The organism is Pseudovibrio exalbescens, from assembly GCF_028737195.1.
GTDB classification, from domain to species: Bacteria; Pseudomonadota; Alphaproteobacteria; order Rhizobiales; family Stappiaceae; genus Pseudovibrio; species Pseudovibrio zosterae.
Genome location: NZ_JAQZAJ010000006.1, coordinates 158,132 through 173,500 on the forward strand (window position 1 = coordinate 158,132; position 15,369 = coordinate 173,500).

Genomic DNA, 15,369 nt, shown 5'->3' on the forward strand with positions numbered 1-15,369 from the left:
TAGAAGTATATTAATTACAGTATTTGCGTGTCTAGAATGACCGTTTTCGCCTTGGGGTGGCTATGGTGGGGCGTTCCAACAGGGCTGGTGAGATGGCGTGCGGCTGCGAAAAGATACGGCTTGGCGGATCTGGGCACTTCGATTGAGGCCATCAGCTGCGGCTAAGCAATTGATAGCCGGGCGCAGTTATTGCCGTTACCGTGGTAATGGCCGCCTCATCAACCCAAGTAGCGCGTTCTATCGCAAGCAGTGCACTGCCCTGTTGAACGGATAGAAGTTCGGCTGTCTTTTCATCGGCATTCAGCGCGTAAAACTTCAATTCGAAGCGGGTGTATGGCGCATTCTTGAGCAGCCATTCATTCGCATTTTCTCGGGTTAAATCCACCTGAAGGATATCTGGCACTGTCTCGATGGAGACCCAGCGATTTTCCAAGGTATAAGGGCGGCCGTCGGAAAGGTGCAGGCAGACGATCTGCAACATGTCCTGCGGTTCCGCCATTCCCAAAGCGGCCTGAACGGCGCGGGTTGGGGGCCGCTGGACTTTTTCGATGAGCTGATAGCCGTACTGCCCGCCGCGTCCTTCGATTTCATGGCGGGTCACAGGAATATCAAGTGTCGCGCGGACAAGGGGGTTCTTCCGCACGTGCGTCCCGCCCTTGCGGCGACGTTCAATGATCCCGCTGTCGGACAAATCCTGCATGGCGCGCTGAATGGTTGAGCGGGCACAGTCCATTTGAAGCGCCAGCTCGGAATCTTTGGGCAACTTGTCACCCGGTCCATAACGACCCGAGAGAATCCAGTCGTGAATCCTCTCCCGCACAGCCTTCCAGGTTTGGCGTCCTTGTTGCATTAAATCTCTTGTCCCAAGCCTTCCATAACCGCCCTAAAGCGTTTGACAATGATGTCTCGCTTGTGGTGGCGCCCCTCAACGACTACGTGACGCCCTGCACTCCAGACATCGCGGATGCAATCGCGGCCGCGTCCTCCAAAGATCAGGCTGTCCAAAGCAGTGTCGCCGCGGCGGTTGTAGAGCCATTCGTTTGCCGTGTCGAGCGCGACCAGATCTGCCCACGCGCCCGATGCGATCCGCCCTGAGGTGCGCCCGGCAGCCACCGCGCCGCCTTTTGCCGCGCCCTCAAACAGCACTCGTCCGGCAGAGCGTCCAGGTTCTGCTGTTGCGGCGCGGCTGCGATCCCGCAAACGCTGTGTGTAATCCAACGTGCAGAGTTCTTCAAACAAGGCTATGTGCACGTTCGAGTCCGAACCAACGCCGAACCGTCCGCCTGCGGCCAAGAAATCGGTGCCATTGAAAATACCGTCGCCCAAGTTTGCTTCGGTAATAGGGCACAGCCCCGCAATAGCCCTGCTTTTCGCCAGCGCGGTTGTCTCGTTTTCCGTTATTTGGGTGCAATGAATGAGGCACCAGTTTTCATTAAGGTCATGGTTTTCCAGCAGCCATTCCACTGGGCGTGCGCCCAGGTGCGCTTTGACCTCGTCTACTTCCGCCAATTGTTCCGCAACATGCATGTGGATCGGCCCATCGCCAAGTCTCAGGGCTTGTCGCAAGGCTTCCGGCGCAACGGCCCGGAGGGAATGCGGAGCGACGCCCAAGACGAAGTCCACCGGGCCTGTGTTCAAGTGCGAGGCACTGGCGTCGTGGAGCTTTACGAAAGCTTCCAAGCTGTTGCCGAAGCGCAGCTGCCCGCCTTGTAGTTCGCGCCGATCACAGCCGCCATGCGTGTAAAGCACGGGCAGCAGGGTCAAGCCGATACCTGCCCTTTTTGCTGCCGACACGATCCTTCCAGCCATTTCAGCTGGGTCATCGTAGGTCTGCCCGCCAACACCGTGATGCAAATAGTGGAATTCCGCGACCGCTGCGTAACCGGCTTCGAGCATTTCCATGAAGACCATGGAAGCGATGGTCTCCACATCCTCAGACGAAAGCTGCTCCAGAAAGCGGTACATCAAGTGACGCCATGTCCAAAATGTATCGCGAGGATCTGGCCCACGGGTCTCAGTTAGCCCTGACATGGCACGCTGAAAGGCATGGCTATGCAGATTGGTTGGTGCGGGTAACAGGAGATCAACCTTCTTGCCTGTCGGGGCTGTGTTTGCCGTCACGGCCCCAATGCGACCGTCCAGAATTTCGACTGAAACGTCAGCTTCCCATCCGTTGGGGGTGAGGGCTTGCTTTGCGTGAAGGATTTCCATGAGATCACTTCTGTTGACACAATATGTAGCTACATATTACGAATATGCAGGCTCATTTGCAAGAAGGATAGAGCATGACGAGCGCCAAGCTGATCACCAATGTCAGGGCCGCGACGATCACGGGAGGGAGCTATGGGCTGATAGAGGACGCTGCCATTGCGTTAGAGGGTGGCCGGATTGCGTGGGCTGGCTCTCGTGCGGAGATGCCAGCTTCATATGCCAATGCTGAGCCCGTCGATCTGGACGGCCGATTGGTTACCCCGGCGCTCATTGATTGTCATACGCATCTTGTTCATGGCGGCAATCGTGCTGGTGAATTCGAGATGCGCCTTGAGGGGGCAAGCTATGAAGAGATTGCCCGCGCTGGCGGTGGCATTGTCTCCACGGTTACGGCGACACGGGATGCTTCGGAGGAGGCTTTGCTTGCCAGTGCATTGGTGCGCGCCGATGCCTTGATTGGCGAGGGTGTCGGGGTGGTTGAGATCAAGTCTGGATATGGGCTTGATATGGAAACGGAACTCAAGATGCTTCGGGTGGCGCGCCGTGTGGCTGACCATCGGCCCTTGCGCGTTGTCACCACGTTCTTAGGCGCTCATGCCGTTCCTAAAGGTGTGGACGCGGACGCCTACATTGATGAGGTTTGCCTGCCTGCGCTTGAGGCCGCACACGCCGAGGGGCTGGTTGATGCCGTTGATGGGTTTTGTGAAGGGATTGCTTTCAGTCCTGCGCAAATCGCCCGCGTTTTCGATCGTGCAAAGGCATTGGGTTTGCCGGTCAAGCTTCATGCCGAGCAGCTTTCCCATCAGGGTGGAACTGAACTCGCCGCTCAATGCGGCGCTCTTTCGACAGATCATCTGGAATACATAACTGACGCCGATGTACGCGCCATGGCCACAGCTGGCAGTGTTGCGGTGCTTCTGCCGGGCGCGTTTTACACGCTGAACGAAAAACAAAAGCCTCCTGTTGGTGCGCTGCGAGACCACGCTGTGCCGATGGCTGTTGCGACTGACTGGAACCCGGGTACGTCTCCTCTCGGTTCACTCCTGCTGGCGATGAATATGGCCTGCACGTTGTTTGGTCTCACGCCCGTCGAAGCCCTGAGAGGGACCACATACAATGCAGCAAGGGCACTTGGCCTTTCCGACTGCGGCACCATTGCTCCGGGAAAACGTGCCGATCTGGCAGTTTGGAATGTCGCTCATCCTGCCGAGCTTTCCTATGGCATTGGCATCAATCCACTTCACAAACGCATCTTTGGAGGACGCCTATGACCCTTGTGCTGAAACCCGGCGCATGCTCACTTCTTGAGCTGGAACAGATTTGGCAAGGAAAAGGTGCTCGGCTTACACCTTCAGCTCGGGCCGATGTGGAGGTGGCCGCAGAACGCGTGCGCAAAGCCGCTCAAGGAGATGTGCCCGTCTATGGCGTGAATACTGGGTTTGGCAAGCTTGCATCCGTGCGCATCGCGCCGGAAGACACCGAAACCTTGCAGCGCAATCTGATCCTAAGCCATTGCTGCGGTGTTGGATCACCGCTTGAGGCGGAGACCACGCGTTTGATGATGGCACTCAAGCTGTTGTCGCTGGGGCGCGGCGCATCCGGAGTACGCTGGGATATATGCGCCTTGATCGAAGGGATGTTGGACGCGGGTGTTCTGCCTGTTATTCCCTCGCAAGGTTCTGTCGGAGCTTCCGGCGATCTGGCGCCCCTTGCCCATCTGGCTGCAGTAATGATCGGTGAAGGCGAAGCAATATACGCCGGGGAGCGTATGCCGGGCGGCACGGCACTTGAAAAAGCCGGGATGTTGCCAGTTGTGCTTGGTCCCAAAGAGGGTCTCGCCCTTATCAACGGGACACAGTTCTCAACGGCCTGCGCGCTGGCAGCTCTGTTTGAAACATGGCGGATGCTTCGAACATCGGTTGTGACATCCTGCCTTTCGGCTGATGCGATAATGGGCTCAACCCAGCCCTTGCACCCGGAAATTCACCGTCTGCGCGGCCATGCTGGCCAGATCGATGTTGCCTCCGCGATGTCCAGGTTGATGGAGGGCAGCGTGATCCGCGAGAGCCATCTTGATGATGACAGTCGTGTCCAAGACCCCTATTGCATCCGCTGCCAGCCACAGGTGGTTGGAGCGGCTCTGGACCTTGTGCGTTTTGCTGGAAAAACGTTCGAGATTGAGGCGAATGCGGTAACAGACAATCCGCTGGTGACCGCCGATGGCATTTTCTCTGGAGGGAACTTCCATGCTGAGCCTGTGGCGTTTGCTGCCGATCAAATTGCGCTGGCCCTGTCCGAGGTTGGGGCGATTGCACAGCGACGTGTTGCACTAATGGTGGACCCTGCCCTCAGTCATGATTTGCCACCTTTCCTGACGCCAGAACCCGGCTTGAACTCCGGCTTCATGATCGCTGAGGTTACCACTGCGGCTTTGATGAGCGAGAACAAACATCTCGCCAATCCGTGCTCGACGGACTCGACACCGACCTCGGCCAATCAGGAAGACCATGTGAGCATGGCAGCCCATGGTGCGGTTCGGCTGAAGCGGATGACTGCCAATCTCTCCGTGATCTTGGGTATTGAGGCACTGTGTGGGGCTCAAGGCATTGAAGCCCGCGCCCCTCTCGTCACATCCACTGCGCTTCAAGCTGTCGTGGCAAAGCTCCGCAGCCAAGTTCCTAGCCTTGTCGGCGACCGTTACCTCGCTCCGGACATCGAATTGGCCGCGTCGCTGGTGCGCAATGATGAACTCGCGCAAGCTGCCAGGTTGGAGTTGCAGATATGAGTTTCCTCGAGATCTCGCAGGGCGACAGTCCGCTTGTGTTGGGGCTGCCGCACACTGGCACAGAGCTTCCCGACGACATTGCCAGCCGCCTGAACGAGACCGGACTGGCATTGGCTGATACAGACTGGCATGTACACAAGCTCTATGAGGGGCTGGTGCCGGGTGTGACGACAGTTCGAACGCGGATACATCGCTATGCTATTGATGTGAACCGCGACCCGAAGGGCGTCAGTCTCTACCCCGGCCAAAACACCACTGGTTTGTGCCCGCTGACTGACTTCAACGGCATCGAGATCTATCGGAGCGGCAGTGCACCGGATGAGGTCGATGTTGAAATCCGCAGGCAGACCTACCATGCGCCGTACCACGCCGCTCTGTCGGCAGAGCTTGACCGCGTCAAGGCTATGCATGGGTTTGTCATTCTTTATGATTGTCACTCCATTCGGTCCAAAATTCCGTTCCTGTTTGATGGCACCCTCCCGGTTTTCAACATCGGAACGAATGGCGGTACAACATGCCACAATCAAATAGCAGGCCGCGTAATCGATTGCTGCACTCAGGCTGCCGACTACAGCAGCGTTGTTGATGGGCGCTTTAAAGGCGGCTGGACGACACGCCACTATGGGCGTCCGGCAGACGGCCTCCATGCCATTCAAATGGAGCTCGCGCAATGCTCCTACATGCAGGAGCGCGCGCCTTGGACCTATGATCCGGAGAAGGCCGATCGGCTCCGTGCCCATCTGAAAACCATACTTGAAGCCCTGATAGAGTGGAGGCCCTCATGACCAACCCACGGCACAATCAACGCGATGTATACCCACCCACCGGTAGTGAGCTTTCGGCTAAGAACTGGCAGTCCGAGGCTGCCATGCGCATGCTGATGAACAACCTGCACCCAGACGTGGCGGAAAACCCCCATGAGTTGGTTGTCTATGGCGGGATCGGACGCGCCGCGCGGACCTGGGAGGATTTTGACAGGATCGTGGCTGGTCTCAAGGACCTTGAGGCGGACGAAACACTCATTGTTCAGTCAGGCAAACCCATCGCAATCATCAAGACACACCAAGACGCCCCCCGTGTCCTGATTGCAAACTCCAACATCGTTCCGCATTGGGCCAATTGGGATCACTTCAACGACCTCGATCGCAAGGGGTTGATGATGTACGGCCAGATGACAGCCGGCTCGTGGATTTACATTGGCTCACAGGGCATTGTGCAGGGCACCTATGAGACATTTGCTGAGGCGGGCCGCCAGCATTTCGGCGGCAATCTGAAAGGCAAGTGGATCCTCACCGGCGGTCTTGGCGGCATGGGTGGGGCTCAGCCTTTGGCGGCGGTGATGGCAGGTGCCTGCTGTCTTGCCGTAGAATGCAATCCCGACAGCATCGATGCGCGACTTCGGACGCGTTATCTGGATGAGAAGACAGAGAGTCTGGATGAGGCGCTGGAAATGATCGAGCGCTGGACGAAAGCAGGCGAAGCAAAGTCCGTTGGGTTGCTCGGCAATGCAGCCGACATTTTCCCGGAGATTTATCGCCGAGGTGTTCGGCCCAGCATCGTGACCGACCAGACTTCCGCTCATGATCCAATTAATGGATATCTGCCGCAAGGTTGGTCGCTGGCGGACTGGCGGGCAAAGCGAGAGACCGATCCAAAGGCGGTTGAAGCGGCAGCCAGAGCGTCGATGAAGGTTCATGTAAAGGCCATGGTCGATTTCTGGAATGACGGCGTTCCGACGCTGGACTACGGCAACAACATCCGGCAGGTGGCTCTGGAAGAGGGCCTGGAAAATGCCTTTGCATTTCCGGGGTTTGTTCCCGCTTACATCCGTCCACTCTTTTGCAAAGGAGTTGGTCCGTTCCGGTGGTGCGCACTCTCGGGTGACCCGGAAGACATTTATAAGACCGATCAGGCCATGAAGGACCTCTTTCCAGAGAACGCGCATCTGCATAATTGGCTGGATATGGTGCGAGAGCGAATTTCGTTCCAAGGCTTGCCTGCGCGGATCTGTTGGATCGGCCTGGGAGATCGCCACCGTGCTGGCTTGAAGTTCAACGAAATGGTGGCGAGTGGTGAACTGAAAGCACCCGTTGTTATCGGCCGCGATCACCTCGACAGCGGATCTGTTGCCAGCCCAAACCGCGAGACCGAAGCGATGAAAGACGGCTCTGATGCTGTCAGCGATTGGCCTTTGCTCAATGCCCTTGTCAACACGGCGAGTGGAGCAACCTGGGTCTCGCTGCATCATGGTGGTGGGGTTGGAATGGGCTTTTCACAACATGCCGGGGTGGTGATCGTGGCGGATGGAACTCCAGAGGCTGCAAAACGGTTGGAGCGCGTGTTGTGGAATGATCCGGCTTCAGGTGTCTGGCGCCATGCAGATGCTGGCTATGATATTGCGATTGAATGCGCAAAAGAGCATGGTCTGCGCCTGCCGGCGATCTTGGGCAACTAGCTCTTACCTCAACTCTAAGCAGGAAAACCACAAGTGCCTTCATAGCGATGCACTTGTGGTGCCAGTGCGCTCATTCTGCTCAGGTTGTTTCATCAGCGTTCGGAAACTGAGCTGATCACGATTGAGCCGGGCACCTGATAGCGGCTTTTCATTCGGCTATGACCGTCTATCCTATCGCAGCTATGCGAGGGCTAAATCCTAGTTCAGGAAAGTAGAGGTTGATCAAGGAGAGCCTGTTTGGGAGGCCCTCCTCAAGATCTTCAGCTCTTAAGTTCTAAGGTCCGCCATGGGCCTTGTCTTCAAGAACACCATAGTCGCTGGCTCCTTGAAGACGCCAATCCCCGATGAGAAGAGCTTGGGATTGCTGTTCTTGAACTCGGGGCTACATCCTTCCAATAGTGATTTGTCTGAGGGCGCGTTCGAAGCGAAATCTGTTCATCTCTCCTCTGTCGGCGTCGTCGCTCATCGTATGTCCGAAGAGCGTGCTGGTATGTTCAAGCTGCTTCAGCGCGCGCTCTTTTTCGCCCTTGTACGCCATCAGATAGGCCTTGGAGATTTCCATCCGGAGCTTGTACATCTCCGACATCTCATGATTAGCGCCCTTATCATGAAGCTTTAGGCATTCCTCCAGTGAAGCTTCGGTATAAGGGTCATAGTCCGCGACTGCTTGTGGGATCTCTTTGACGCACTTATAAACCGAGCTGCAGTGGACCTGTCCCAACCATTCGAAGTATTCCGCGAGATAGCCCATGGTCACTTTGATCCAAGGAAGGCGATCAAAGAAATAATCTTGATTGATCATGTATGAATTGGCGGGCATAAGGCATGGAAAAAATTGGCTGGTTACATGCCTGTTCAGTTCGGCTGTCTTGCATACATCAATAAAGCAAAGTTCAATTTTCCCCCCATCCCATGAATACGACCCCAGATCGCCCTCCCGCAGGCTTATAAGTTTCTCATAGGGAGAGATGTTTTTTCTGAGTGCGGGTAGGAAGGAATCCCCGCGCTTGAAACGTACATCTCCGTACTCGTGCCAAATCTCCCGACCGTTAGCTGGGGCAGGAAACACGCCAAGCTCGTAGGCCTTGATGATTTTGTTCAGGCTAATTTCCTGAGCATTGTCTTTATCCAGCAGCCCCAGCGCGATTGAAACAGCGGAAGCGCCAAGAAAACTGCCGCCGTCAATTATGGCTCCAGATCCGCGAAACTTGTCTTTCGACAGGAAATAGAGAAGTCGCCTCTCATCTACAGAGATCATACCCGGCGTCTCTTTGATCGCCTGATTGAAAGGCGTCTCCAAAAAGTCAATTTCAGGTCGAACTGAAACGCCTGATGCGGTCTGTATTTCACTCGCTGTCGTCATGGAAGCCTCGCTGAGTATAGAGCAAGCTCAAAGATAATGTTTGAAGCGCAACAACAGAAATTCCCGGAACTCTGTACCAGCAGAACTCAGTGGTTGCGGTGTGGGCTTGTGAGGAGCTGCTGGCTTTGTGCAGATCAACTGTGTTCATGACCGCCTCCTCAGTTTGTGCCAAAGGAGAGACTTTCGCAGCGCTTTCGGGATCCTTAGAACCCCTGTTAAAAGCCACCAGAAGGATTCGTAGACAGCTACAACTTGGTCCAAGTGAACATTGGTCTGCTTAAACCTTTCTGGGAAATGGTCATGTCGGAGCACTCCCTTGCGATAAAGAAAAGACCTTATTGGCCGGGTACAACGCCAACTGGACGTTTCTGTAAGATCCTGAAGCTTGGCGGTGAGTTCGCTTTCCGATATCGACTTCTGTTCCGAGAGTACGTCAAAGTAGTTGGATTTGCTTTTATTCAACTCCAGCCATTCTTTTCTGAAACCGTCTTTGGTTACCCAGTCGCTGCCTTCAAGTTCGTGGCCATCTTTGATCCTTACCGTGTTGCTGGCAATTCGATCTTGATGCCGAATGATACTCCGCGAAATGCGATAGACGTCTGCATTCAGTCGGTCTGGGCTTTGCATGTCCTTGGCAAGCCTCTGCTCGAACCCGGGGCGGTATTTGAAGTGGTAAATTGGGTAAGAAACATCGCTCAACGGGATTGGTGTGCAAACATGAGTTGAGTGAACATACTGAAAACCAGGGCGCCAAAACACCAGCGGTATCTTGTAGGACCTAACTCTGTAGTTTGTGGTTCCTGAGATGCGCGCTCTGGCGTTCGAACGTAAGTCCACAAATGGAAATCTTTCCATCGAAGAGAAATTGCAATTGGCGAAAGGGACGTAGTTGGGCGATCCTTGAAGCAAGCCTTGAAGGTTCTTTTGAGTATGCAAGTGCCCCGTCAAATCGTCAGCGAAAAAATCGATCAGGGGAGCGTAAAGGCCGAAAGCCAATTCTCGGCGCATTGCAGCGCTGACCTGTGCCAATGGACTTTTTTCTTCGCTTTTTGGTAGCTGTAAAAACTCATCCGCATCAACGACCAGCGTCCAGGTGCCAGTACAAGACGTGCAGCCGATCTCATTAACCCAGTCGATGCCCGCGTTTGCTTGCGCGTAGCCTCCTTTTTTCAGGTAAACTTGAGTGTCCTTTTGGTCTTTAAGGTACTGAATTGAGCCATCAGTACTGCCCGTGTCGACGAAATGAAACAGATTGACCCCAAGACCACGATAGTGGGACAAAAAGGCAGGGAGAATATCTCTTTCATTACGAAGCACGCAGATCAGCGGAAAAGGTTTTTCCGCTAACGGATGCAATTTTTCGCTCGGGTTCAAGCACTTATCCTTACAAAGCGCCGCAGTTTTCGCCAAGATGTTGTGAGCGCGCCGGGTCTGTAGTCCTCTCGGGCGACTTGCTGTCCATTGCGCTGCTTGTCAGGATTGTCGCGGAGAAGAAGCGCGCTCTTTTCTTCTGCATCAAGCCCCTCCAGAAACGGCGAGATCTGACGAAAGTCCGCCTCCTCCTTAACCTGATTTCTTGCTTTCATCGAGACGTCGCTGACGCGATAGTAGTAGAGTGGATCCGGGTAGTAGGAGACCTTGTACCCGCCTTGTATCAACCGATTGAAAAACTCAATATCGTCTTTGCCTGTTCTGAAACGCTCGCTGTAACCACCCACCTGCTTGAAGGCTTCGGCATGAATGAGACAAGTTGCATCGCCAACTACGTTCAATTTTCTGGAAAGCGCTTTTGCTGGCCCAAGAAAACGAATTTGCGTTCCAATGGTGCTTTCTGGGGTCATTGGTCTACCGTCGCCGTGAAAGCGCGTTGCACTGCAAGTCAGACACTGTAGGCCAGAAAACAGCGCTGCCTTAACCAAGCGTTCAACCATGCTTGGAAACATGACGTTGTCGTCATCAAAGAACAGCAGAAACTCTCCTGATGCCGCGACGGCCGCCGCGTTTCTGGCGGCCCCAACATACTTGTTTTTCTGATAGAGGAACTTCCAGTGCGGATATTGTGCTTCAATAGCCCTGAGCTTATCTAGGTTTTCGGGGGTTGAGCTGCCGTCATCCACCACGATGACTTCGATTTTTGCGTAGGTTTGGTTAGCAATGCTATCCAGCGCCTGTTGAAGAAGGTCTGGACGTTCGTAATGTGGAACGCAGATGGAAACGAGCGGTTGTTGCTGGGGTTGAGCCGGTGTTCGGTTGCATGAAAGCGAAAGCTGACCATGCCAGCGCTCCCAAGTCTCCAGTGACTGTGCCACCCGTTCGTGTTTTTTGGCCGGGGCCGGTAGTGTATCTACATGTCTTTCAAGCCTCTCCGCCAACGCATGGTGGTCTGGATTGAAAAGAACCCGTGAAGCGTCAGTTGGGCAAATGAGTTCTGGTGTCCCGCCTGTAGCTGCTGCAATGAATGGCACCCGCGCTGCGATGCACTCATACACCGCGATTGGGGAGTTCTCCAAAAGCGCTGGAATAACCGCAAGCCGGCCGTCCCCACTTAGATAGTCGAGCGCCTGCAGAGCATTGAAGTCATTGTGGAAAGTAACTTTCGTATGCCACTTTTCCTGGTTCTCAGAGATCAGTTTGTTTGCGTCAAAGCGATGTGAATGGCCCCCTAGAAAAGTGATGGAGGGAAGAGTTACCCCATTTTTGGCAAGTTCATTGAGTGCGTTCACAAACAACAAAATGCCTTTTCGCGGCTCTAGTCTTCCAAAGAAAACCCATTCAGTTGTCTTTGTTGGCCTTTCATTGCCGTTCTTCTCATGCTGAAGGTCTAGCAAATCATCTAGAAACACATTGGGCCAGAAGTAACTGTGAGCGGGCAACTGGTAACCGGCATTCTGCATCCATTCGAGAAGGTGAGCGCTGCCGCAAATCAATGTATCCGCGAACTCAACGCTTTTGCGCTCCATAAAAACCCAGGCCAGTTGTTGGTTGCTTTTGAGAAATTGACTGTTGCCTTCAGCTGACCAAAGTGTTGGCGAAGATCCCTTCACAACGAAATGAATGTTTTGGAACGCGATGCCCAGTTTTTTTGCCAGAAGTGCGAAATATCCGAGGCCATGCCATTCAGAGACATGAACGATGTCAAATGCACCTTCGTGCAGCCGCAGCCACTCATAAGCAGCGTATGGTGGTGCCGTCATGCGCGCCAACTCTGTTTTGGCCAGCGGTTTTGGTGCGACGCAGTGGAACTCAACCCCATATTTCTCGTAGAACTGCTTAATTTTGCGCACCTTTATTGGGTTGTGCGCCATGCGATCAACAAGGCATATAGCTACGCTGTGACCAATGCGTTTTAAAAACACTGCGAGATGAAAAAAAGCAGTCCCGATGCCGCCGTTTTTCACCGCGCCTAAAATGTCCGGTGTGACAATACAGATGCGCTTTATGGACACCGGCTGGTGTTGGGTAAGGGCTGCTTCAAGCATTCTCATGGGAAATTCCCAGCTGGCTTGGTACTAGCATCTGCGCGCTATAAACCAGATGACCGTTGCGAATAACTTGGCCTGTCTCCTTAATTTTCAATGCGATATTTGCGCCATCAACTTTCATCTCCGGGGACAGATCAAAGCAAAAGCCATGGTTGGCAAGCTTTCTATTGCGTGTGCCAAAACGTTCAATCACGACGTCTGCCGTTGTTTCCGCAACAGGTCGCTCATTGAGTTCCAGCACGACAGTCAGAGTGCGGCTTGTGTCACTGCGATCCCAAGCCCACCCAGATAGTGTTTCTGGATTGATCGCGAACAGTTCCTTGGGCGGCACAGACCCACGGATTGGCGAGCCTTCATAACCGCGAATAGTACGGCTGACCTTCCGCTCGATCGTTCTGCCAACCTTGTGAGGTCTTAAACGCATGACGCTTTGGATGCCGCTCTTCAACCAGGTGCCTATCTTGGGGATGCTTTTGAGCTCAGAGCGGCGCAGTGCAGAAGACACTAGCGACCGTAGTCTCTTAGTCAGTCTTGAAGCAGGCGTATTGGTTCGTATCGGTTTTTTGAACAATGCCGCGATTGTTTGTGCGTCAGCGATTTGAGCCCCCGAAACTGCTGCAAACACGCGATCGGCCATTTTGATTACTCGAAGATATCTTGAGTTCTTAGAGCCGTGGTAATCTAGTATAAACTTAATGTGGAACACGCGCCCCGCTTCCCACCTATGCGGTACGTCAAACTGGTGAAGGGTCAAGTCACCACTGACTTTCTTTAGGACAATCTCCTGCCTTACGCCGTTTATGAACAGAGATCTTTCACCCTCGCCGTCAGCCACAAGAAGAAGTCTGGATTTGCGTTCGTCGACCCCAATGAAGACTTTCGGTGGACGTCGCATTGTTTGTGCTCTGCGATCGCTTGGGATGTACCAAACGGCTTCGTTGTTCCTGCGTTTTTTGTCGCGATACAGGTTGGGTTTGATATTTTGGCCAGCTGGACTTGAGATCGGCAAAAGCCCCATTTTTCGGCTGGAGATGTCATCCGCTTCGATGAGCGGCATTGCGCGCAAATAGCGGGAATTGGGATTCGCTTTTGTCCTTTCTAACTCGTTGGAATATGAATTGCTCTGCAATCGGCATTCGGGAATGACGAGCAGGTCGATTTTGTGGTTGTAGGCGGCTCTGAGAGCGTATTCTTGCAAAAGCCCAAAGCGAATATCGTAGGGTTGTAGCTCGCCAACGCGCTGTTGGACGTCTTTGGATACGCACAAGATGTTTGCGCCTACCGCTCCGCCATTTGCATTCTCGCATGCTACGTCATTGCCAATCGGCATCCCGATTGTCGTGTCATCGATCTGAACAAAGCTGGTGATGAGTGCGTCGCGTTTGTGTTGCAGTGCCACCCGCAATTCTGCAAAAAACTCTTGAAACCGAGTAGCGGTCCCATCACACAGTATGCAAGCATCGTACTTGCTGTTTCTCAAAGCCTCACTTAGCGCGGCACCAGCAGCATGCCCGAGACAATCTAGGGCTTCCACACTCTGCCCGGCTGCCTTGATGAGATTTGCCATTTTGTGTGCTGCTTCTTCCAGCGCCGGATCGGTAAACAGCAGTGTTGTATGGTCGGGAGGATCCTGAAGGAGCGATTTGGCAAAAAGCATTGCCTCTGTTTCCTCGCGAAGGAGAACAACCGCCTCCAGCGAGATGCTATCAGTTTCCGCCTCCGGCTTTGCATCAATCTTAGGCTCGCCCGTCAAACGCGATATGGCTTCCTCGCCAGAGTGTTTGCTGAAAAGATCCGCTAGGTAGGCATGAAAACCATACCATGTTTCCAAGTTCTTCTGGTTGTTGAAGCTTGGTTCTGCAATCCGGTGGCCCATAGTGAGGGCATGCTTTAGTTTTTGCGCTAACTCGTATGCATTCGGGGCAATGAGTGTTTCCTCGTGATCGGCTGTTGCGATCAGCTCCGCTGTGCCTCCCACATCTGTAGCTATAAACGGGATCCTGTTCTCAAGAGTTTCGTAGACCGCCATTGTGGAGTTTTCAATGAGAGAAGGCATGACGGCCAGCATGTCCCGGGAGCACAAGAATGAGAGCGCTTCAGGCTGATTAAGGTCCGTAATTCGGTTGACTTCGAACTTCCAGCCGGCGGATTTGCGGGTAATGAAATCCTCGACTTTTTCATTGGCGTGATTTGTCAGAGGAGCGCCGTACTTGCCGAGAAAGTTGACGCGTTTCGGACGAATGCCATCTCGCTCCAAAATGTCGAGCGCGCTGCAAAAAAGCTCAATCCCTTTACGAGCTTCAAGCCGCCCGAAGAACGTGACTTCAGTTGACTGAACCAGATCACCCGGCTTTCGGGAGGGACGTTTGTCGACGACCTTGACCTCAGAGAAGTCGAGAATATTCGGCTGGACAAAGCTAAACGCAGGCAACTGATAGCCCACATGGCGCATGAAGCTGAGCAAATGAGCGCTACCGCCAATCACCATGTCTGCCAGCTCGACGCATTTTTGCTCTGCAAAGCTTGCGGCGACGAGATGCAATTTCTCGATTGGCTGCATTTGATAGTGACGGTTCCATAGATGCGGCGACGACGTCTTCACGATGAAGAGGGTGTTTTTAAAGGCCAGACCAAGCTTTTTGGCCATTAGCGCATAGACCAGACCACCACGCCATTCAGATGTATGGACCACATCAAAATTGTTCTGGTTTTTTAGCCACTTGTATGCGGCTGCATAACGCTGCTGCCAGAATTGGGAAGGGCCGACAATGGCCTCTGGAATGTGCTCCAGATAATGTAAGGCAACTCCGAACTCGGCAAAGTGTTTAACCCAGTGGTCGGCTGTCTTGTTTTCAACAGTTGGTCCCTTAAGGTACAGCACATGTACCTCATGCCCGTGGGCAGCAAGCCCCTTGGCCAAGTGGTAATAGGTCGAGGCAATGCCGCCGTTTCGGACAGGCCCGAGTATTTCTTCGGTGGCGATACATAGCCGCAGCTTGCGGCTCGAGGTGTAGGCCGCATACTTTTCCAGGTCAGGAAAGGATGCTACTTCAAACGTATCGTGTTGCATTTG

At 53.9% G+C, this 15,369-nt stretch carries 11 protein-coding genes; 4 read left to right on the plus strand and 7 right to left on the minus strand.

Going from position 1 to position 15,369, the window contains the following annotated elements:
• Positions 1-151 precede the first annotated feature (151 nt).
• Both PUV47_RS16605 and PUV47_RS16610 read right to left on the minus strand, forming a co-directional pair.
• Positions 152-850, minus strand: a complete 699-nt coding sequence (locus PUV47_RS16605; protein ID WP_274219707.1) for a GntR family transcriptional regulator — start codon at positions 848-850, stop codon at positions 152-154.
• Positions 850-2,211: a formimidoylglutamate deiminase gene (locus PUV47_RS16610; RefSeq protein WP_274219708.1), complete on the minus strand. Its 1,362-nt coding sequence runs from the start codon at positions 2,209-2,211 to the stop codon at positions 850-852. The genes PUV47_RS16605 and PUV47_RS16610 overlap by 1 nt, the downstream gene beginning before the upstream one ends.
• A 74-nt stretch (positions 2,212-2,285) precedes the next feature.
• On the opposite strand from PUV47_RS16610, the gene hutI reads away from it, so the two are divergent.
• From hutI to hutU, 4 genes are read left to right on the plus strand one after another with little or no spacing between them, the layout of a single operon-like run.
• Complete coding sequence (hutI, locus tag PUV47_RS16615) at positions 2,286-3,482, plus strand: imidazolonepropionase (protein WP_274219709.1); 1,197 nt, start codon at positions 2,286-2,288, stop codon at positions 3,480-3,482.
• Positions 3,479-4,996, plus strand: coding sequence for a histidine ammonia-lyase (hutH, locus tag PUV47_RS16620; protein WP_274219710.1), 1,518 nt, complete (start codon positions 3,479-3,481; stop codon positions 4,994-4,996). Before hutI ends, hutH begins: the two co-directional genes overlap by 4 nt.
• Positions 4,993-5,781: an N-formylglutamate deformylase gene (gene hutG / locus PUV47_RS16625; RefSeq protein WP_274219711.1), complete on the plus strand. Its 789-nt coding sequence runs from the start codon at positions 4,993-4,995 to the stop codon at positions 5,779-5,781. Before hutH ends, hutG begins: the two co-directional genes overlap by 4 nt.
• Positions 5,778-7,451, plus strand: a complete 1,674-nt coding sequence (hutU, locus tag PUV47_RS16630; RefSeq protein WP_274219712.1) for a urocanate hydratase — start codon at positions 5,778-5,780, stop codon at positions 7,449-7,451. Before hutG ends, hutU begins: the two co-directional genes overlap by 4 nt.
• A 382-nt stretch (positions 7,452-7,833) precedes the next feature.
• Here hutU and PUV47_RS16635 read toward each other — a convergent pair whose 3' ends face one another.
• Genes PUV47_RS16635 through PUV47_RS16655 form a run of 5 tightly spaced genes read right to left on the minus strand, consistent with a single transcriptional unit; the run spans position 7,834 to position 15,366 of the window.
• A complete protein-coding gene (locus PUV47_RS16635; RefSeq protein ID WP_274219713.1) occupies positions 7,834-8,814 on the minus strand; it encodes a hypothetical protein in 981 nt (326 codons plus the stop codon).
• Positions 8,798-8,962, minus strand: a complete 165-nt coding sequence (locus PUV47_RS16640) for a hypothetical protein (protein ID WP_274219714.1) — start codon at positions 8,960-8,962, stop codon at positions 8,798-8,800. The genes PUV47_RS16635 and PUV47_RS16640 overlap by 17 nt, the downstream gene beginning before the upstream one ends.
• Positions 8,959-10,188: a glycosyltransferase family 2 protein gene (locus PUV47_RS16645; RefSeq protein WP_274219715.1), complete on the minus strand. Its 1,230-nt coding sequence runs from the start codon at positions 10,186-10,188 to the stop codon at positions 8,959-8,961. The genes PUV47_RS16640 and PUV47_RS16645 overlap by 4 nt, the downstream gene beginning before the upstream one ends.
• Positions 10,185-12,299 carry a glycosyltransferase gene (locus PUV47_RS16650; RefSeq protein WP_274219716.1) on the minus strand — a complete coding sequence of 705 codons (2,115 nt, stop codon included), beginning with the start codon at positions 12,297-12,299 and terminating at the stop codon, positions 10,185-10,187. Before PUV47_RS16650 ends, PUV47_RS16645 begins: the two co-directional genes overlap by 4 nt.
• Positions 12,286-15,366, minus strand: coding sequence for a glycosyltransferase family 4 protein (locus PUV47_RS16655; protein WP_274219717.1), 3,081 nt, complete (start codon positions 15,364-15,366; stop codon positions 12,286-12,288). The genes PUV47_RS16650 and PUV47_RS16655 overlap by 14 nt, the downstream gene beginning before the upstream one ends.
• Between the last annotated feature and the right edge of the window lie 3 nt (positions 15,367-15,369).